The following is a 20,494-nucleotide window of genomic DNA, read 5'->3' as shown; positions in this document are numbered from 1 at the left end:
TTTCATTATCATCATGAGAGGCAGTGAAAGAAATGAACTGGCATATGGTGGAGGATTTAATCAAAAAAGCACAACGTGAAGGACAGTTTGACAATTTGCCGGGAGCGGGAAAGCCGTTGCCGCCAGATGAATTTGCCCATTATCCAGAAGATATTCGTATGATCATGCGCATTTTGAAGAACTCGGGACATGACGATGAAGCTCAATTTGTAAAAGAAGAAATGAGCGACTTGCAGAGTCAAATGAAAAAAGCCACACAACGCGAAAGAACAGAGCTGGAACAGCAGTATAATCAAAGACTTACACAACTGAACCGAATGTTATCGAAAAAAGGCATGAAAACTAATAGCAGTGCCTTTAAACAATATCAATCCCAATTGGATGATCGTTTGAAGTGGGATTGAAAAAGCGGGCAGACACTCCAATTGGAAGTGTCTGCCCGCTTTCTGGTTGAAATCGTCGTAAAAGTAGTAATCTTGAAGTCACTGAATGGTTGCTCAGTCGAAATTTATTACGTTGACGTCTGAAAAAAAGCAGTGACGTCTGAAAAAACAAAGCTCACGTCTGAAAAAGCTCAAAAAAACAGCATGCACCTAAAATGGTGCATGCGTATCTAGGAGTTAACTTTTTCTTTCAAGTCCCATTTAATATGAAATTGGACTGTGTTCTTTTTCACGAACTTCTCTTCGAAACATTCGGTCATGAAGCCACTCAACTTCTGTTGTTGCTGTGCTAAAAATCCAGCTTCTAGACGGAAACAACGTTTGTCGATTTGAAGAGCGTCCGGGTCGCCCGTTAAGACATAAAAGGCTTCATCCTTTGAAAGCTGTTCTAGCTTCAATTGTCCCCATCCAGCTTCCTCGAAAAATGAAATCGTTTCTTCCATGGAAAACATCTGGAACTTGCGGGCTAAATCTTTTCCAGCCCAATATAAAATATCCTCTTCATGTTTGCCTAAAATTGTCGAAAGTACGTGATCTCGAATTAATTCGTAACCAAAAGTGGGTACCTTATTTGTCTCTGTCATTGTCATATGAATCCCGCTTTCTGGCTAAATTGCCTTCAAACTTTTTTAATATAAGAATTTTTCATGGACGAGGTAGTGAAAATGCTGCAGAAACGAGAATTTACCTGCATTTAAATGCCTTATGTAGTGGGCTACCTTGCCTTGACGCTCCCTTATGATGGGAGTACAATAAACATGTCATAATATTGTACCATGATGAGATATGCAGTCAATGTTGCTTTCGTTCCATTCGAAGGTCTGATCTTGTCTGCCTATTTTCAGTACTGAGGGGGGTAACAGTCTTGTCGAAAGATCGTGAATTTTATTTGCGCCGTTTGCATTCTTTACTTGGAATCATTCCAGTAGGATTGTTCATGACGCAACATTTCGTTGTTAACCATTTCGCAACTAGAGGCGAAGAGTCATTCAACACTGCAGCTCATTTTATGGAAAGTCTTCCGTTCCGCTTTTTCTTAGAGTGGTTTGTGATTTTCTTACCATTAATGTTCCATGCATTCTATGGTCTCTACATAGCATTTACTGCGAAAAACAATCCACAACGCTACGGTACGTTCCGTAACTGGATGTTTGTTTTGCAACGTTTTTCCGGAGTTTTCCTTGTCGTGTTCATTGCATGGCATGTATTTGAAACTCGTTTCCAAGCAGCTTTGGGTGCGGAAGTTAACTTTAATATGATGGCTGATATTTTAGCGAATCCATTTATGTTTGCATTCTATGTACTGGGTGTTGTAACTGCAACTTTCCACTTTGCAAATGGTATCTGGTCATTCCTAGTAAGCTGGGGTATCACTCAATCTCCTACGTCACAAAGAATTTCAACTTACGTGACAATAGGTATCTTCTTAGCATTGACAGTAGTTGGCGTTCAAGCACTTCTTGCATTCGTGTAAAAAGTATATTAATTGAAAGCGCTTGACTACTACTAAAAAGAGGAGTGAGAAGAATCATGGCAAAAAGTAAATTGATTGTTGTCGGCGGCGGTCTTGCCGGTTTAATGGCAACAATTAAAGCGGCCGAAGAAGGCACGCCTGTTGAATTATTTTCTCTAGTTCCTGTTAAACGCTCACACTCAGTGTGTGCACAAGGCGGGATCAATGGAGCTGTAAATACAAAAGGTGAAGGCGATTCACCTGCTATTCACTTTGACGATACAGTATATGGTGGAGATTTCTTAGCAAACCAACCACCTGTACAAGCAATGACTGAAGCGGCACCTAGTATCATTCATTTACTAGACCGCATGGGTGTTATGTTTAACCGTACACCTGAAGGATTATTGGACTTCCGCCGTTTTGGTGGAACAATGCACCATCGTACAGCATTTGCTGGCGCTACAACTGGCCAACAATTATTGTACGCACTAGACGAGCAAGTACGTCGCTATGAAGTTGACGGACTTGTAACGAAGTACGAAGGATGGGAATTCCTTGGTGCGATTCTTGATGACGACGGCGTATGTCGCGGCGTTATGGCACAAAGCTTAACAACAATGGAAATCCGCGCATTCCGCGGAGACGCTGTTATTATGGCTACTGGTGGTCCTGGTATTATTTTCGGAAAATCTACGAACTCTGTTATTAACACAGGTTCTGCAGCTTCGATTGTATATCAACAAGGAGCACATTATGCAAATGGTGAATTCATTCAAATTCACCCGACTGCGATTCCTGGGGATGACAAGCTTCGTCTGATGTCTGAATCAGCTCGTGGTGAAGGTGGACGTGTTTGGACTTATAAAGACGGAAAACCTTGGTATTTCCTAGAAGAAAAATATCCTGCTTACGGTAACTTAGTGCCACGTGATATCGCGACACGCGAAATTTTCGATGTGTGTGTAAACCAAAAACTTGGGATTAACGGCGAAAACATGGTGTACTTGGATCTTTCTCACAAAGACCCTAAAGAACTGGATATCAAACTTGGTGGAATCATCGAAATCTATGAGAAATTCATGGGCGACGACCCACGTAAAGTACCAATGAAAATTTTCCCGGCTGTTCATTACTCAATGGGCGGATTATGGGTAGATTATGATCAAATGACAAGCATTCCTGGATTATTTGCAGCAGGTGAATGTGATTACTCTCAACATGGTGCAAACCGTCTTGGAGCAAACTCATTACTATCAGCAATTTATGGTGGGATGGTTGCCGGTCCAAACGCAGTTCACTATATGAACAATTTGGATAAGCATGCTGAAGATATGCCTTCAACGATTTTCGATGCACACATCGCTGCTGAACAACAAAAGTGGGATGACACATTAGCGTTGAACGGTACTGAAAATGCATACGTGTTGCATAAAGAGCTTGGTGAGTGGATGACGGACAACGTAACAGTTGTACGTTACAACGACCGCTTGAAAGCAACAGATGAAAAAATTCAGGAACTTCTTGAGCGTTATAACAACATTAATATCAACGACACTCAAAAATGGTCAAACCAAGGTGCGACATTTACGCGTCAGTTGAAAAACATGCTATACTTGGCACGTGTAATTACCCTGGGAGCACTTAACCGTGATGAGAGCCGCGGAGCTCACTACAAACCGGATTTCCCAGAGCGTAATGATGAGCAATTCATGAAAACAACGATGGCGAAGTTTGATCCTGCGACAGGCGCGCCGATCTTCCATTATGAAGATATCGATGTTTCTCTGATTCCTCCACGTAAACGTGACTATTCAGCGAAGAAAGGGGATCATTAAGAATGAGTGCAACAGCTACTAAAACAGTCGTTCTCGAGATCCTTCGCCAGGATACAACGGATGCTACGCCTTATTGGGAAAAGTTCGAGCTTGAATATCGTCCAAACATGAACGTTATTTCTGCTTTAATGGAAATTCGCCGTAACCCAATCAATGCTGACGGCAAATTAACAACTCCAGTAAACTGGGATATGAACTGTTTGGAAGAAGTTTGTGGTGCTTGTTCGATGGTCATCAACGGTAGACCTCGTCAATCATGTACAGCTCTAATCGACCAATTGGAACAACCAGTGCGTTTGGAACCAATGAGAACATTCCCTGTGGTACGCGATTTAATCGTAGACCGTTCACGCATGTTCGATTCATTGAAAAAAGTGAAAGCTTGGGTTCCAATCGATGGTACGTATGATCTTGGTGAAGGTCCACGTATGCCAGAGCGCAAACGTCAATGGGCTTACGAATTATCAAAATGTATGACTTGTGGTGTATGTCTAGAAGCTTGTCCGAACGTTAATAGCGGTTCAGACTTCATGGGTCCAGCACCGTTATCACAAGTACGTCTTTTCAATGCGCATCCAACTGGTGCAATGAACAAAGACGAGCGCCTGAACGCTATTATGGGTGAAGGTGGCCTTGCAAACTGTGGTAACTCACAAAACTGTGTAGTCGCGTGTCCAAAAGGAATTCCTTTGACAACTTCGATCGCAGCTTTAAACCGTGACACTACGGTTCAAATGTTCAAAAACTTCTTCGGAAGCGACCACATGGTTGACTAAGAAGAGCTTAATTTGTCAGCCTCCCGCAATTTGCGGGGGGCTGCTTTTTGTTTAGGGAAGAGTACAGTTGCGTCCGTACGGAGTTTAGAATTAGGAGGGAATTGGTTAGTTGCTCCCAAATCCCAAAAGTTGCTCCAAAAAGTGCAGAAGTTGCTCCCAAATCCTGAAAGTTGCTCCAAAACAGCCAAAGTTGCTCCAAAATCAAGTTGCCCCAGTTCACACAAATTCCACTCTCCCAAATCCTTCCTCATCTATTGAAACTTTGTTACAATAATATTAACAATGAATCACCATTCATAAAATACGATAATCAAAGGAGTTTTCCATCATGCGTGCATCTTATATACAAGACCCAGAGCAGTGGGTAAGTGGTTTTAAGTTTTCAGTACCCGTACAAGTGCGTTTCAGTGAAACGGATATGTATGGGCATTTGAACAATACATATAATTTTTCGTATTTCGAGTATGCGCGAATCGAATATTTCAAGCACATTGGCTTGATGAATGATTGGCTGGATCCTAATGGGACGACAATCCCGGTTGTTGCGGACTTACAATGCGATTATGTAAAACAGGTTTTCTTTGATGAAAAGCTTCAAATTCATGTAAAGGCAGATTCGGTGGGTTCCTCTTCAGTGGATATTCATTACCATGCAACAAACGAAAAAGGGCAGACCGTTTTCACAGGTAGAGGAACAATTGTGCAGATAAGCAAGACAACTGGCAAAGGTTTTCCGTGGACGGAAGAAGAAAAATCGTTATTCCTACCCAATTAGCCGTCACCGCCTTTTATCTTCTGACATACGTTACAAGGAAGAGTGGATAGGAGGGGCGTATTTTGTCAGAACGAGCACATCATCGTTCATTATTAACCGGACGAGAAAGAGAAATTTTTCAATTGTTAGTGCGTGATTATTCAACGAAAGATATTTCCATTCAACTCAAAATCAGTGAGAAAACCGTGAGAAATCACATCTCGAATACCATCCAGAAGTTGGGTGTATCCGGGAGATCACAAGCAATACTCGAACTTTTACGACTCGGCGAATTAGCACTAGACTGAGTAGGTCTTGCCAATTTCCGCAAAAAACGTCACAATGAATACACAAGTAAACGTATTCAGGGAGTGGATTTAGCACATGACAGAGCAAATTTCGAACAAGGAACTTCACCATAACCAGGAACAAGTAGCTTTCCTGGAAAAAGAGCTTCGTTATATATCAGGCATTATCAAACAAAAAGGTCGTCAGATTTTAAGTAACTATACAGTAACGCCACCTCAGTTCGTTGCATTGCAATGGTTGTTTGAACATGGGGACATGACAATTGGCGATCTTTCGACAAAAATGTATTTGGCATTCAGTACGACGACGGATTTAGTCGACCGGATGGAAAAGAACCAACTTGTCATGCGTGTACGTGATGAGCAAGATCGACGCGTCGTTCGCATTCATTTATTAAAAGAAGGCGAGCGCGTGATTGAAGAAGTTATTCAAAAACGTCAAGATTATTTGCAAGATATTCTTACAGATTTTGATGCGTCAGAAGTGCAACAATTGTCGAGCCTTCTTCAAAAACTTCATGTAGAAATGAAAGAGGATTGAGGCGAATCTCGTGAATGCACCCATCGGCGTGATCGATTCAGGTGTTGGCGGCTTAACAGTTGTCAAAGAACTTATGCGACGATTGCCCAATGAGCAATTCCTCTACATTGGAGATACAGCGAGATGCCCATATGGACCGCGTTCAGCAACTGAAGTGCGGAAATTCACATGGCAAATGGCGGAAGCACTAAAAGCGCAATCCATAAAAATGCTCGTTGTCGCGTGTAATACAGCAACAGCGGTCGCACTTGAATCCTTACAAAAATATTGCCCGTTCCCTGTCGTAGGGGTTATTTTCCCCGGGGCCCGAGCAGCTATAAAAGCAACAAGACGTTCTGAAGTCTGTATTTTAGGTACAGTAGGTACGATTCATAGTGGTGCTTACGAGTTGGCTTTGAAGGCATTATCGTCTTCATGTCATACTGTTCCACTTGCTTGCCCCGCATTCGTACCACTTGTTGAAAGTGGCGAATATGAAGGTGACTTTGCGAAAGCCTTAGTTGAGAAAACACTTGAACCACTGCAAAAAGAATCATTTGATACGTTAATTTTGGGGTGTACACATTACCCTTTATTACAGGATCATATTGAACAAGCGGTTGGTCCGCATGTGAAAGTTCTTTCATCAGCCGAAGAAACGGCAGACGAAGTGGACGCAATCCTCAACTATTACCAGAAGCAAAGAGAACTACCAAGCGAGCAGCCACACATATTTTATACAACAGGTTCCATACCGATGTTCAAGACCATTATTACGAAATGGCTTGAAATCGAAAACCCAACGATTCAACAAATATCATTTCAATAAAACCTGGAATTCCTTGTAAAAGGAATTTCCGGGTTTTGATTCGTTTAAAGCTTATGTGATACGATAAGTGCGCGAATGTATATAAGGAGGCAATTACCATATGAGACATGATGGACGAAATGCTAAACAACTGAGACCTGTAAAAATCGAGACGGATTACTTGGTACATCCGGAAGGTTCCGTATTAATAACGGTAGGACAGACAAAAGTAATCTGTACAGCAACGATTGAAGATCGCGTACCCCATTTTTTACGTGGACAAGGCAAAGGATGGATCACGGCTGAATATTCGATGCTTCCAAGAGCGACAGGTTCACGAACACAACGTGAGGCGTCAAAAGGCAAAATTGGTGGACGTACGATGGAAATTCAACGTCTCATTGGACGAGCTTTGAGAGCAGTCGTAAATCTAGAAGCTTTAGGCGAGCGTACATTGTGGATTGACTGTGACGTAATCCAGGCAGACGGCGGGACACGTACAGCATCGATTACAGGTGCATTTGTTGCGATGACGATGGCGATTGCTAAGTTACAAGATGACAAGCAGCTACCTGAATTCCCTGTAACGGATTTTCTTGCTGCGACGAGCGTAGGAATTGATGCTGAACTTGGAGCGATTCTTGATTTAAACTACATTGAAGATTCTTCGGCAAATGTCGATATGAATATTATCCAGACGGGTTCTGGTCAATTTGTGGAACTTCAAGGTACCGGGGAAGAAGCAACGTTTACAAGACAACAACTGAATGAAATGCTCGATCTTGGAGATGAAGGTATTCAACAGTTAATTGCCATTCAAAAAGAAGTACTTGGTGAAATAGCTGACCGAATCAGCACGAGGCAAGGGGCATTGTCATGAAACAAGTAATCATTGCAACGAAAAACAAAGGCAAAGCGAAAGACTTCGAAGCGATTTTCAACCCGTATGGTTATGAAGTTTTAACGCTCCATGATGTGGCGAATGACATGGACGTTGAAGAAACCGGCACAACGTTTGAAGAAAATGCGATTCTGAAAGCGGAGGCGCTTGCTGAGCGCTTACAAACATTCGTCTTAGCCGATGACAGCGGTCTTGCAATTGACGCTTTAAATGGCGCGCCAGGCGTCTATTCTGCTCGTTATGCGGGAGTAGAGAAAAGTGATGAAGCCAACATGCAAAAAGTGCTGAACGAACTTGAAGGTGTAGAAGACGAAAAACGGACAGCTCGTTTTTGCTGCGCGATTGCATTGGCAGGTCCAAATATGCAGACTAAGACTACGTTTGGAACGTGTGAAGGCGTTATTGCACACGAAAAGAAGGGTACGAATGGCTTTGGCTACGATCCGATTTTCTTTGTGCCGACACTCGGCAAAATGATGGCTGAATTACAGCCCTCAGAAAAAGCGGCAATTTCACACCGTGGGAATGCCATTAAAAAAATTGAAGCTGAATTACCCAACTTGTTGAAATAAGGTGGCGAGGACATGCGTATTTTAGTCATGAGTGATACTCATGGAGAAGTGAAGACAATTGATCAGGTAAGACAACATGTCGGCACAGTAGATGCAATTTTTCATTGCGGAGATAGCGAACTAGATGCAAGTCATGCATCACTGGATGCAGCCTTTGTTGTCCGAGGAAATTGCGATTGGGATTCCTCATATCCCGAAGAAGTAGTTACTGAAATAAACGGTATGAAAATTTTTATGGCGCATGGTCATTTATTACAAGTAAAATCGACCATGCTGCCAATCAGTTATCGTGCTCAGGAATATGACGCTGACTTGGTATTGTTCGGTCATTCGCATTTACTGGGTGCAGAACAGATTGACGGCACTGTATTTGTCAATCCGGGAAGTTTGGAATTTCCAAGAGGGCGTTTGGAAAAAAGCTATGCAATCATTGAAAAGTCCCCAGTAGAATGGACTGTGACATTCTTTTCGGATGAACATGAAAAGCTTGAACAAGTAACTTTTGAAATTACTGAAAAATAACGTTGACTTTTGGTGGTAGCATTTCTATAATAAGTATTGTCTTTCATTTCTGAAATGAACTGAAACACACAAGTCTCAGTAGCTCAGCTGGATAGAGCAACGCCCTTCAATTTATTAGGAGCCTTTACAGGGAAAAAAGAACCTGTAGAGTGGACGACACTATATCGGTGAAACCTTAACAGATCATGCTGATGGCAATACCGAGGAAACTTACGCTTCGCGAAAGTGAAGAAGAGGCAATCTGAATGATTACATACGTAATGGTAAGAATGCTGAAAATCGTCTAACGACGTGAGGTTCCGTAGAGACTACACGTGTCGCACCTGCAATGGTGAAGATATAGTCCAGACTACAAACAATGTTCATTGGTAGCGAAAGCTATAGTGGTAAGCTAAGGCGTCGGTCGGGGGTTCGAATCCCTCCTGGGACGTAATTAAAAAAGGTTAAGAACCCTTGACGAAGTTTGTTAATGGGTTGGGATTAGGTCAGGGCTTCGGTCCAAGTGACTTAATCCCTTTTTTATTCCTATCATTTTATGTGATATATGATACGAAACTATCTTCCATTTCAATTGAATGGAGGATTTTTTGTTATGACAGAAACAGGATTGTTTGAAGTGAATAGTGATTTAGTTAGTATTATGTTCGGGATTTAATCGCCAATAGCGAAAAATGTTAAACTAGCACGAATAATTAGAAAATAAAGGCTTTTCTGTTGGTTTTTTGATAGAAAAGTTCTATTATAAAATCAGGAGTTAAAAATTTTACTGGTTACAACAGGTATAAAGATTTGTTTTACTTAAAAGGAGGAATTTTATTGGTAAGGTTTTCAGAGCATTTTAGCATTACGCCTAATCAGCAAAGCGATTTAGAGTTTGTTGATGTACGGTTAGATACGGATAATCAGTTGTTTTTAGACCCGACGGTTATGGCTGTGTCTAGAAATGAACGTTTCAAAAATTGGCACTCGATAGTTCAAAGTTTTATCACAACGACTTTGACTTACTATGAGAATGGCGATTTACGATTAGCGCAAGCCATATTTAATTCTTCTAACGAGTCTAACGAAATATTCTTAGGCTATTCGACTAGTAGACCAAGAGGAAACGGCAATACGGAAACATCGTTGACCGAAGTTTTTAATTATGTTGTGCGAGAGGGTATACTTGGGGGAGGCATTGTAGAAAAAGTCGAGGATTTATGTATTTTTGTACCGAAGTTTGGGCCTGACTACCTTTCGGACTTAGTTGCTAGTTTGCTAAAGAAGGAGTTAATTCTTTTTACTGTTGAGCAGTGTGCAAAGCACGACATTAACAGAACGGTAGAGCTTGAAAGGCCGTTTTGGAACCATAATTCCCGGAGTTGGGAGACTATCACAGAAATGCTACCTGCAACTGCAGACGGCAGACCGATTGTGCTAATCCCCAAAGACATTGTAGTAGCGGAATACGCTTACAGTCCTTTGAAATACTTATCTGACGTTGTGGCGATCCGTAGACAAGAATATCATCGCGATAATGACACAGATTTACACAAAAGAAGAGAAATTGAGAACGGTTTTGTAAATAAGAAACTCATTTATCAAGAGGAAATTAAAGACGAGGGCCTTACGCAAAAACAATACTTAATTATTCGGACGAGAGAAGAAGTCGACCAAATAAGACGGTTTAGAGACAGTATTCGTAACACACAACAAGGTACTAATGGTGGCAGAATGACGGACGAAGAGCTACAGGAGTTTATCAGTAACTCTTATATCACTCAAGAATAGTGTTAATGATGCGTTCAAACTCCCTGTTTGAGCGTTTTTTGCGTGAAAAGATGTGAAGGTTGGTGACTCGTAAGCTGCGGGAGTGGCCTATTAAGAGTGAAGTCAAAGGTTGAGGGGCAAGCTGGAACCCAATACATGGGATTGAATATATAGTGGAGGATCGTAGGCATACCAAACTCTAACATTGTAAACCTAATAATATAATAAAGCTTCCAACTACTCGGTTTTTAGTGTTAACATATTAATGTAGGTAGTTTCGGTTCGAAAACGTAAAATGAACGAATTCCAAATCATCAAAAATAACCTTAAAGCCCAACATAGCAAGACAAGTCTCAGTAGCACAGCTGGATTGAGCGACTCCCTTCGAACGCGGTCGGGGGTTCCAATCCCTCCTGGGACGTAATTAAGACTTTGAGAAAAAACTTCCTAAATGATATTTAGGAAGTTTTTTTGTGGCTTATAATAGTCATTATCCGATAATCAAATCATTGGATGATCCTTCTGCCTGAATGTTTTATCAGAGTTGGAGTTACTTAAATAATGGTATAATGGGCAAGGTTTTCGAAACTTCTCATGTGTTTAAATTCGAAATCAATATCGGAGGTGTTAATATGAATAAAAAATGGACGATTGAAAATATCAGAGATTATGTAAAGAATAATTCAGATTGTGCATTACTTTCTAAAGAGTATGTAGGATACTCACAAAAACTACTGTTTAAATGTTCATGTGGAAATAATTTCGAAAAAACTTTCACTAAATTTAAAGGTAGCAATCAGAAGAAATGTCCAGCATGTTCTGAAGTTAGAGCTTCACGTTGATTTTTCAGTATGAAAAAATCTTCTATAACTTTAGTAGGTTGTCGTTAAAACCTTTTTTATCAAGTAGTGAATTGGTCTCGAATAAATATCACTTCACTTTGGTAAAGAAGGTTTTTTTATTGCAAAATTCGACAAATCGGCATTGTCGCATTGAACGAAGAAGAAGTATAATTCTCCCTAGAAGCTTTATGGTTTGAATGGAAAGGAGGGAATTTTGTGTTAGAAACTTTGTTATTAAATATCTTATTTTTAATTTTTCCTCTTCTGTTATTCGTCATTTTCTTTGATAACCGCAGACATTTTTATAACACTGCGTTCCTCATTGCCTTCTCCGCTATTTCAATGATTTTGTGTATGGTGTATCCGATCCATCTGGAAATAGGATTTATTTTTGATTTAAGATACATACCGTTTATTATCGTCGCTCTTTATGGTGGTTATTTAAAGGTACTACCTTTATATATCGTTTTGAATGTTTATCGTTTTATGATTGGCGGAGAGGGAACGATTCAATCCCTATTATTTTCAACGGCGATCTTCATAATCGTGCCTTTAATCAGCAAAAAATTCCTCCGAGTAAACACACAAAAACGAATACTCATTGGTGTTTCCGCGGCGATATTTACAATGGGTCTATATTTGACGACGCTCAGCACATTTTTTGATGAGTTGACGAAGGAATTCTGGCTCTTATCATTTTATTCCCTTACCACGCATGTGGGCGTCATTATCCTGAATATGTTGATGGTGGAAAAAGTGCTGGATAACATTAAGAACCGCGAAAATTTCCTTCATGCAGAACGTCTTCATGTCATGAGTGAGCTTGCAGCAAGTGTTTCTCACGAAATTAGGAATCCACTAACGGTGACCAATGGTTTTTTACAACTTTTGAAGGGATCAAAGACGGTTACTTCAGATGAAAAAATGTATATAGATTATTCACTGAAAGAATTGGAACGGGCCGAGCAGATTGTCAGTGATTTTCTGGCATTTGCCAAACCGCAATCTAAAAACATGGTGTATTCGAATTTGCATGAAGAATTTGTTTACGTAAAGAATATTCTCATGCCCTTCGCCAGAATGAACCAGGTTGATATCAAATGTGCTTTTTCAAACACGCTTAACTTGAAATACGATAAAAATCAAATGCAGCAAAGTCTTTTGAACTTATTTAAAAACGGCATCGAATCCATGAAAGAAAAAAGTGGAACTTTACAAATCGAAGTCTATGATCTCGAGCAGAATATCATTATTACCGTTAAAGATAGCGGGGTAGGAATGACAAATGAAGAGATTCAAAAACTCGGCAAACCTTACTACTCGACGAAAAAAGAAGGTACAGGGCTAGGCATGCTGATGGTATACGGAACAATCAGTAAAGTAAAAGGGAAAATAGATGTGGAAAGTAAAAAAGGGGTAGGAACAACTTTCACGATTACCATTCCGGTTTAAATTTTCCGCAATCCAAATTGAATAAGTTAATGAAGTAAGGATGTGCTGAGAGGCGCATCCATTTTTCATTTTGTGCTACTATATACGCAAGAGAAAGGCGGAATCCACATTGCGGAAAAAGTACGGAAAACTTCAAAAAAAAGAAAACATCATTGTCTTTCCGGGCATGGTGGACAGGCTCATATCTGAAGGACTCAAACATGCTGAAGATTTTCAATATGATTTAGCAGTGGATTCAATTAGACAAGCATTGACTTACATAGAAGCTGACGAACAAACGCTAGGTGTCTATGCGTACTCGTTGTATGAAATCCGGGAATTTGCAGAGGCTAAGACCGTTTGTGAAGAACTTTTGAAGTTAGGCCCTACCTATTACTTTGAAACGATGGAGTTGTATGTCACTATTCTCATGGAGCTCCGTCAATTTGGTGAGGTCAAAGAGATTGTAGAATCATTGCTTGACGAAGGCGTAGTTCCTGTTGAGAAACTCGATAAATTTGAGCAACTTCTGAAATTGAATGAACGTGTGGCCAAACAAAAAGGTGATCAAATCTTAGAAGATGTACCGCATAACAACCAAATTGATGTCCGTTTGTTTCAATACGACACGTTTTCACGATTTCCTGAGGATAAACAACAGCAACTTTTGGTTGAACTGGATGGGGAAGATCTGACTTCAATTGAAAATGAACTGGTGACGATTATTGAAGATGATTTGATTTCACCGATAACAAAATCCTTCGCTTTGTTGTTAATGGTGCATAAAGGTATTAATCGAAAAATATCCATTGAAAAGTTCGGTTACCAAACGGTCATTAATCCAGCAGAGCTTGTGGATCCTTCACAAACATCAAAGGTGGAGTCTGTCTTGAATATGACTGAAGAGGAACTCATTCAAAATCCAACCAAGTTGGAAATGGTTCAAGATTTGATTATTCGTCACTCATTTGCAACATATCCATTTGAATGGTTTTCGTTCGATGAGCAGGAAGTGGCTGAAGCTTACATAAACTATGTCGGCGGTATGTTGGGGGAAGAAGTGACTTGTGAAGGGAAGTTGTACGACTTGCTTGTCAGGATTGATGTACTATTCGAATTGCGAAGCATGTGAAAAAAGTTGAAAGTATCAGCGGGTATGCTATACTAGAATGGTTGTCAAAATCATAGATAAGAATGATACTAACAATTGAAATTAATGATGGAGGTTGAATATATGTCAGTGAAATGGGAAAAACAAGAAGGTAACACAGGTATTCTAACAGTAGAAGTAGAAGCAGCAAAAGTTAAAGAAGGTTTAGACAAAGCTTTCAACAAGGTTGTTAAACAAATTAACGTACCAGGTTTCCGTAAAGGGAAAATGCCACGTAAAATGTTCGAACAACGTTTTGGTGCTGAATCTTTATACCAAGATGCTTTAGATTTCATTCTTCCAGATGCATACGCTGCAGCTGTTGAAGAAGCGGGAATCGATCCTGTTGATCGTCCGGAAATCGACATCGAAAAAATGGAACAAGGCGAAAACTTGATCTTCAAAGCAACTGTTACAGTACGTCCTGAAGTAACTCTTGGAGATTACAAAGGAATTGAAGTTTCTAAACAAGACGCTAACGTAACTGACGAAGACATCGAAGCTCAATTAAAAGAACAACAAACTCGTTTAGCTGAGCTAGTTGTTAAAGAAGACGAAGCAATCGTTGAAGGCGATACAGCTGTAATCGACTTCGAAGGATTCCTTGGAGAAGAAGCATTTGAAGGCGGCGCTGGTGAAGACCACGCACTTGAAATTGGTTCTGGTTCATTCATTCCAGGATTCGAAGAGCAATTGGTTGGCTTAAAAGCTGGCGAACAAAAAGATGTAGTTGTTACTTTCCCTGAAGAATACCATGCAGCTGAACTTGCTGGTAAAGAAGCTACTTTCAAAGTAACAGTGAAAGAAGTAAAAGGAAAAGAACTTCCTGAATTAAACGATGATTTCGCAAAAGAAATCGATAGCGAAGTTGAAGGTATCGATGCTCTACGTACGAAATTAAAAGAACAAGCAGTTGAAGAAAAGAAAAACGCTGCAGAAGCTGGATTTAAAGATGAGTTAGTTGAGAAAGTTGCTGAAAACGCAACGATCGATATTCCTCAAGCTATGATCGACGCTGAAGTGGACCGTATGTTAAATGACTTCGCTCAACGTTTACAATCACAAGGCATGAACCTTGACCTGTACTACCAATTCTCAGGTCAAGATGAAAAAGCACTTCGTACTCAAATGATCGAAGATGCTAACAAGCGTGTGAAAGTTTCATTAACACTTGAAGCAATCGCTGAAGCAGAAGGCTTAACAGCTTCTGAAGAAGAAGTGAATACTGAAATCGAAAAAATGTCTGGTCAATTCAACATGACTGCTGAACAAATCCGTACAGCACTTGGTGGAACTGGCGCTCTTGAAAACGATATCCGTATGCAAAAAACAATCGACTTCTTAGTTGAAAACGCAAAAGTTACAGAATAATTTTTATACCTGCTTTATTAAAACAAGGCGCGGACATATTGCCCGTGCCTTGTTTTCTCTCATACATAGGTAATGTCTGGTGATTAACCCAAAAGATTGTGTTCGTGATGAAAAATAATGATCTAAGTTTTCATTAATCTTATTAGTTGATTCTAGTAGGAGAATCTTGTAAGATTGTGGCTTGAATAGGGGTGAATATTTTGTTCAAATTTAATGATGAAAAAGGGAATTTAAAGTGTTCCTTCTGTGGTAAATCCCAAGAACAAGTTCGTAAACTGGTCGCAGGACCTGGTGTATATATTTGCGATGAATGTATTGAATTATGTACAGAAATCGTAGAAGAAGAACTCGGTACAGAAGAAGAAACTGAGTTTAAAGAAGTTCCAAAACCTAAAGAAATCCTTTCCATTCTTGATGAATATGTAATTGGTCAGGAGCGAGCAAAAAAATCACTCGCTGTAGCTGTTTATAATCATTACAAACGCATCAATTCCAACAGTAAAATCGATGATGTTGAATTATCTAAATCAAATATCGTGATTTTGGGACCAACTGGTAGCGGTAAAACGTTGCTAGCTCAAACGCTTGCGCGCATTCTTAATGTACCGTTCGCGATTGCGGACGCGACATCATTGACTGAAGCTGGATATGTTGGGGAAGATGTTGAAAACATTCTTTTGAAACTGATTCAATCTGCTGATTACGATGTTGAAAAAGCAGAAAAAGGCATTATTTATATCGATGAAATCGATAAAGTTGCCCGTAAATCTGAAAACCCATCAATTACGCGTGATGTTTCAGGTGAAGGTGTACAACAAGCACTTCTTAAAATTTTAGAAGGCACAGTTGCAAGCGTTCCTCCTCAAGGTGGACGTAAACATCCTCATCAGGAATTCATTCAAATCGACACGACAAACATTTTATTCATTGTCGGTGGAGCATTTGATGGAATTGACCAGATCATTAAACGTCGTTTAGGTCAAAAAGTGATTGGATTCGGTTCAGATCCAAACAAAAAAGATCCTGAAGAATCTACATTATTATCACAATTGATTCCTGAAGACTTATTGAAATTCGGATTAATCCCGGAATTCATCGGTCGTTTACCAGTATTGGCAAGCTTGGAACAGTTAAACGAGAGCGCTTTGGTGCAAATTTTAACTGAACCTAAAAATGCTTTAGTGAAGCAATATCAAAAGATGATTGAATTGGATAATGTGAAATTGACATTTGAAGACGACGCGTTGGTAGAAATTGCGAAGCTTGCAATCGAGCGTAAAACAGGTGCACGTGGACTTCGTTCAATTATTGAATCTTTAATGTTAGATGTGATGTATGAATTACCTTCACGTGAAGATATTATAGAGTGTGTCATTACGAAAGAAACAGTGACTGATTCTTCAAGTCCTAAATTGGTTCTCGAAGACGGTACTGTACTCAACCAAGATGAAAAAACTTCAGCATAAATTGAGTTAAGTTAGAAAAGCTGGCTTCGATCGTGCGTGTGCATACGCGCAGCTCGGATGTCAGCTTTTTCTTCCATATGTTTGATTTATGGTGAAAACGGACAAAATTGGACGGAGGTGACTTTCCACATGTCAAAGAAAAATGAAGAAAAAATTGTTCCCTTATTACCTTTACGTGGTTTGTTAGTATTTCCGACGATGGTGTTACATATTGATGTAGGCCGTGAACGCTCTGTTGCAGCATTGGAACAAGCGTTGTTGACGGATAACATCGTCTTCCTGGCGACCCAAAAAGAAATGAACGTTGAACAACCTGTTGAAGATGATCTTTATGGAATCGGAACATTGGCTCATGTCAATCAAATGATTAAACTGCCAAACGGTACAATCCGTGTCTTAGTTGAAGGGTTGGAACGTGCTACGTGGTCAAGTTACACAGAAGGCGACAACTACGCAACAGTGGCGGTTGAATCTGCACCTGACGACACTGAAAAAACGCCAGAGCATGAAGCCTTAATGCGTATGCTTCTTCAGTATTTTGAAAAGTACTCCAAAATTTCGAAAAAAGTTACGTCAGAAACATATGACACGGTATCAGACATTGAAGAGCCTGGTCGTCTGGCAGATATGATTGCCTCGTACTTGCCACTTAAAATAAGTGGAAAGCAAGAAGTGTTGGAAATGTTCGACGTAAAAGAACGTCTGGAATGGTTAGTCAATCGTCTCCACAATGAGCAAGAAGTGCTGGATATGGAAAAGAAAATATCTGCACGTGTGAAACAGGCGATGGAACGTACACAGAAAGAGTTCTATTTGCGCGAGCAAATGAAAGCGATTCAAACTGAACTTGGCGATCGTGAAGGGAAAACAGGAGAAGTTGCCGACCTTCGCAAGAAAATTGATGAGGCTGGAATGCCAGAATCCACGTCGAAAGTGGCTTTAAAAGAATTGGATCGCTATGAAAAACTGCCAGCTGCCGCAGCTGAAAGTGGTGTCATTCGTAATTATTTGGATTGGTTGGTTGCAATTCCGTGGACAGATGCTACAGAAGATCGTTTGGACATCAACCATGCAGAAATCATTTTAAACCGTGATCACGATGGACTGGAATCAGTAAAAGAGCGTGTGCTTGAATACTTAGCAGTTCGCCAATTGACGAAGTCATTGCGTGGACCGATTCTTTGTTTGGCCGGACCTCCGGGTGTAGGGAAAACTTCACTTGCTCGTTCGATTGCAGAATCATTGGGTCGTCAGTTCGTACGTATTTCCCTTGGTGGAGTCCGTGATGAATCAGAGATTCGTGGACATCGTCGTACGTATGTAGGCGCAATGCCTGGACGCATCATTCAAGGAATGAAGAAAGCAGGGAAAATCAATCCTGTATTCTTGCTGGATGAAATCGATAAAATGTCGAATGATTTCCGTGGAGATCCTTCTGCAGCGATGCTTGAGGTTTTGGATCCTGAACAAAACCATAATTTCAGTGATCATTACATCGAAGAAACGTACGACCTATCGAATGTATTATTTATTGCAACAGCAAACGATTTGAGTACGATTCCTGGACCACTTCGCGACCGCATGGAAATTATTTCGATTGCGGGCTACACGGAAATGGAAAAGCAATCGATTGCGAAAAATCATTTATTGCCGAAACAATTAAAAGAGCATGGATTGACAAAATCCCAATTACAACTTAAAGATGATGCGATTCTTGACTTGATTCGCTACTATACACGTGAAGCTGGTGTTCGTAGTCTAGAGCGTCAAATTGCTGCGATTTGCCGTAAAGCTGCCAAACAAGTGGTATCTACTGATAAAAAACGCATTGTTATCAAAGCTTCTTCTTTGGAAGATTTGATTGGTAAGCATAAATTCCGTTATGGACAAGCTGAAACGGAAAATCAGGTAGGTGTCGCAACTGGACTGGCTTACACCACAGTTGGCGGAGATACACTTCAAATTGAAGTATCGCTTTCACCAGGTAAAGGCAAGCTGATTTTGACAGGTAAATTGGGCGATGTCATGAAAGAATCTGCACAGACAGCTCTGTCCTTCGTTCGATCGAAAACCGAATCATTAGGACTCGATGCGAATTTCCATGAAGCACATGATATTCATATTCACGTGCCTGAAGGCGCAGTTCCAAAAGACGGTCCTTCTGCAGGGATCACGATTGCCACGGCTCTTGTATCTGCGTTATCGAAACAACCGATTCGACGTGAAGTGGGCATGACTGGAGAAATTACACTACGAGGCCGTGTGTTGCCAATCGGTGGCGTGAAAGAAAAAACATTAAGTGCTCACCGCGCTGGATTAACCACCATTATTTTACCGAAAGACAATGAACGAGATATAGAAGATATACCGGAAAGTGTGCGCGAGGACTTAACATTTAAATTTGTCTCCCATGCTGACGAAGTGCTGAAAATAGCACTAGAAGGAGGCGGCGTGCAATGAAAGTGCATAACGTAGAATTAGTAATCAGTGCAGTACGACCAGAGCAATATCCGGAAGATGGTTTTCCGGAGTTTGCTCTTGCTGGTCGTTCTAATGTAGGAAAATCTTCATTTATTAATAAAATGATAGGCCGCAAGAGTATGGCGCGTATTTCATCAAAACCGGGGAAAACGCAAACATTGAACTTCTACAAAATTGAAGAACAATTATTCTTCGTCGATGTACCTGGATACGGCTATGCAAAAGTATCGAAAAGTGAACGTGAAGCTTGGGGTAAAATGATCGAAACGTATATTACGAGTCGTGAATTATTGAAAGCAGTTATTCAAATCGTGGATCTTCGTCATCCACCATCCGATGATGATTGCATGATGTATGATTTCCTTAAGTATCACAACATTCCTTGTATCGTCATTGCCACAAAAGCGGATAAAATCCCGAAAGGCAAATGGGAGAAGCACAAGAAAATGGTTCGTGAAGAACTTGATATGGAAGCACATGATACGATGATTCTGTTTTCATCTGAAACAGGACTCGGATTTGATGCGGCATGGGCAGAAATCAAGCGTCGTATGGTAATAGAAACAGAATAGAACGGTTAGACTCTCTAAGAAGCGTTGAGCTTTTTAGGGAGTTTTTTATTTGAGCTTTTTTTGTGTGACGTGTTTCAGAAAGTTAACTTGGGGATGAGATGGGTTTGAGCGATAAATGCTTCTATATGAGAGATAAAAGGTCAGAATGAGCGATAAATCTCCGGTTTGAGCGATAAATTTTTCACAAACTACTGAGAACAAACAATTGGAGGATTGAACATTCAGTCTAGGAGGTATAATTAAGATTGTTGGGAATTTACGCAACCTGGTTTGGATTTGTGTCTACCGCAAGCAACAATCTGTTTACCTGTTACACGAACAGATCTGGACTAACCAATTTCTTTCTAAAACACCACCATTCACAGATAATTTCGCCTACAAGCAAATCCATTGTATGCGACCTGGCGTTTTGTTACACTTACATTATAATTATTACAAAGTAGCTAATCAATCAGCCTTGATTTCATAGCTTGTTCACATTTATAACCTTGATTTTAAAACCGTTATGCTATAATAAAAGGCATGAAATAGAACGTG

The 20,494-nt window shown here is 40.3% G+C and carries 20 protein-coding genes; 19 read left to right on the top strand and 1 reads right to left on the bottom strand.

Features of this window, described 5'->3' with window-relative positions; genetic code table 11:
• Positions 1-32: 32 nt before the first annotated feature.
• Positions 33-404 (top strand): DnaJ family domain-containing protein, encoded by a 372-nt coding sequence (locus tag M9R32_RS03285; RefSeq protein WP_269925322.1) that lies wholly within the window; start codon positions 33-35, stop codon positions 402-404.
• A 209-nt stretch (positions 405-613) separates the two neighbouring features.
• Here M9R32_RS03285 and M9R32_RS03280 read toward each other — a convergent pair whose 3' ends face one another.
• Positions 614-1,033: a YslB family protein gene (locus M9R32_RS03280; protein ID WP_269925321.1), complete on the bottom strand. Its 420-nt coding sequence runs from the start codon at positions 1,031-1,033 to the stop codon at positions 614-616.
• A gap of 275 nt (positions 1,034-1,308) precedes the next feature.
• Between M9R32_RS03280 and M9R32_RS03275 the strand changes: the two genes are divergently transcribed.
• The 18 genes from M9R32_RS03275 to yihA all read left to right on the top strand — a co-directional run bounded on the left by M9R32_RS03275 (position 1,309) and on the right by yihA (position 19,957).
• A complete protein-coding gene (locus M9R32_RS03275; RefSeq protein WP_269925320.1) occupies positions 1,309-1,917 on the top strand; it encodes a succinate dehydrogenase cytochrome b558 subunit in 609 nt (202 codons plus the stop codon).
• Between the two features lie 56 nt (positions 1,918-1,973).
• Positions 1,974-3,734 (top strand): succinate dehydrogenase flavoprotein subunit, encoded by a 1,761-nt coding sequence (gene sdhA, locus M9R32_RS03270; protein WP_269925319.1) that lies wholly within the window; start codon positions 1,974-1,976, stop codon positions 3,732-3,734.
• A gap of 2 nt (positions 3,735-3,736) precedes the next feature.
• A complete protein-coding gene (gene sdhB, locus M9R32_RS03265; RefSeq protein ID WP_269925318.1) occupies positions 3,737-4,510 on the top strand; it encodes a succinate dehydrogenase iron-sulfur subunit in 774 nt (257 codons plus the stop codon).
• 328 nt (positions 4,511-4,838) lie between these two features.
• Positions 4,839-5,285, top strand: coding sequence for an acyl-CoA thioesterase (locus M9R32_RS03260; RefSeq protein WP_269925317.1), 447 nt, complete (start codon positions 4,839-4,841; stop codon positions 5,283-5,285).
• Positions 5,286-5,347: 62 nt separating this feature from the next.
• Positions 5,348-5,572: a helix-turn-helix domain-containing protein gene (locus tag M9R32_RS03255; RefSeq protein WP_024534303.1), complete on the top strand. Its 225-nt coding sequence runs from the start codon at positions 5,348-5,350 to the stop codon at positions 5,570-5,572.
• Between the two features lie 76 nt (positions 5,573-5,648).
• Positions 5,649-6,113: a MarR family winged helix-turn-helix transcriptional regulator gene (locus M9R32_RS03250; RefSeq protein ID WP_269925316.1), complete on the top strand. Its 465-nt coding sequence runs from the start codon at positions 5,649-5,651 to the stop codon at positions 6,111-6,113.
• Positions 6,114-6,123: 10 nt separating this feature from the next.
• On the top strand, positions 6,124-6,921 hold the full coding sequence (racE, locus tag M9R32_RS03245; RefSeq protein WP_269925315.1) for a glutamate racemase: 798 nt from the start codon (positions 6,124-6,126) through the stop codon (positions 6,919-6,921).
• Between the two features lie 100 nt (positions 6,922-7,021).
• Positions 7,022-7,780, top strand: a complete 759-nt coding sequence (gene rph, locus M9R32_RS03240; RefSeq protein WP_269925314.1) for a ribonuclease PH — start codon at positions 7,022-7,024, stop codon at positions 7,778-7,780.
• On the top strand, positions 7,777-8,373 hold the full coding sequence (locus tag M9R32_RS03235) for an XTP/dITP diphosphatase (protein WP_269925313.1): 597 nt from the start codon (positions 7,777-7,779) through the stop codon (positions 8,371-8,373). The genes rph and M9R32_RS03235 overlap by 4 nt, the downstream gene beginning before the upstream one ends.
• A 12-nt stretch (positions 8,374-8,385) precedes the next feature.
• Complete coding sequence (locus tag M9R32_RS03230) at positions 8,386-8,895, top strand: metallophosphoesterase (RefSeq protein ID WP_269925312.1); 510 nt, start codon at positions 8,386-8,388, stop codon at positions 8,893-8,895.
• Between the two features lie 816 nt (positions 8,896-9,711).
• Positions 9,712-10,665 carry a hypothetical protein gene (locus tag M9R32_RS03225; RefSeq protein ID WP_269925311.1) on the top strand — a complete coding sequence of 318 codons (954 nt, stop codon included), beginning with the start codon at positions 9,712-9,714 and terminating at the stop codon, positions 10,663-10,665.
• Positions 10,666-11,276: 611 nt separating this feature from the next.
• On the top strand, positions 11,277-11,486 hold the full coding sequence (locus tag M9R32_RS03220; RefSeq protein WP_269925310.1) for a hypothetical protein: 210 nt from the start codon (positions 11,277-11,279) through the stop codon (positions 11,484-11,486).
• Positions 11,487-11,702: 216 nt separating this feature from the next.
• Positions 11,703-12,938, top strand: coding sequence for an ATP-binding protein (locus tag M9R32_RS03215; RefSeq protein ID WP_269925309.1), 1,236 nt, complete (start codon positions 11,703-11,705; stop codon positions 12,936-12,938).
• Between the two features lie 109 nt (positions 12,939-13,047).
• Positions 13,048-14,049, top strand: a complete 1,002-nt coding sequence (locus tag M9R32_RS03210; RefSeq protein WP_269925308.1) for a tetratricopeptide repeat protein — start codon at positions 13,048-13,050, stop codon at positions 14,047-14,049.
• A 102-nt stretch (positions 14,050-14,151) separates the two neighbouring features.
• Positions 14,152-15,438 carry a trigger factor gene (tig, locus tag M9R32_RS03205; protein WP_269925307.1) on the top strand — a complete coding sequence of 429 codons (1,287 nt, stop codon included), beginning with the start codon at positions 14,152-14,154 and terminating at the stop codon, positions 15,436-15,438.
• 200 nt (positions 15,439-15,638) lie between these two features.
• Complete coding sequence (gene clpX / locus M9R32_RS03200; RefSeq protein WP_269925306.1) at positions 15,639-16,904, top strand: ATP-dependent protease ATP-binding subunit ClpX; 1,266 nt, start codon at positions 15,639-15,641, stop codon at positions 16,902-16,904.
• A 129-nt stretch (positions 16,905-17,033) separates the two neighbouring features.
• Positions 17,034-19,364, top strand: a complete 2,331-nt coding sequence (gene lon / locus M9R32_RS03195; RefSeq protein WP_269925305.1) for an endopeptidase La — start codon at positions 17,034-17,036, stop codon at positions 19,362-19,364.
• Positions 19,361-19,957 (top strand): ribosome biogenesis GTP-binding protein YihA/YsxC, encoded by a 597-nt coding sequence (gene yihA / locus M9R32_RS03190; RefSeq protein WP_269925304.1) that lies wholly within the window; start codon positions 19,361-19,363, stop codon positions 19,955-19,957. The genes lon and yihA overlap by 4 nt, the downstream gene beginning before the upstream one ends.
• Positions 19,958-20,494 lie beyond the last annotated feature (537 nt).

This window comes from Paenisporosarcina quisquiliarum, assembly GCF_027563315.1.
GTDB classification, from domain to species: Bacteria; Bacillota; Bacilli; order Bacillales_A; family Planococcaceae; genus Paenisporosarcina; species Paenisporosarcina quisquiliarum.
Note: the sequence above shows the minus strand (reverse complement) of the source record. Positions and strands in the feature narration are given on the sequence as shown.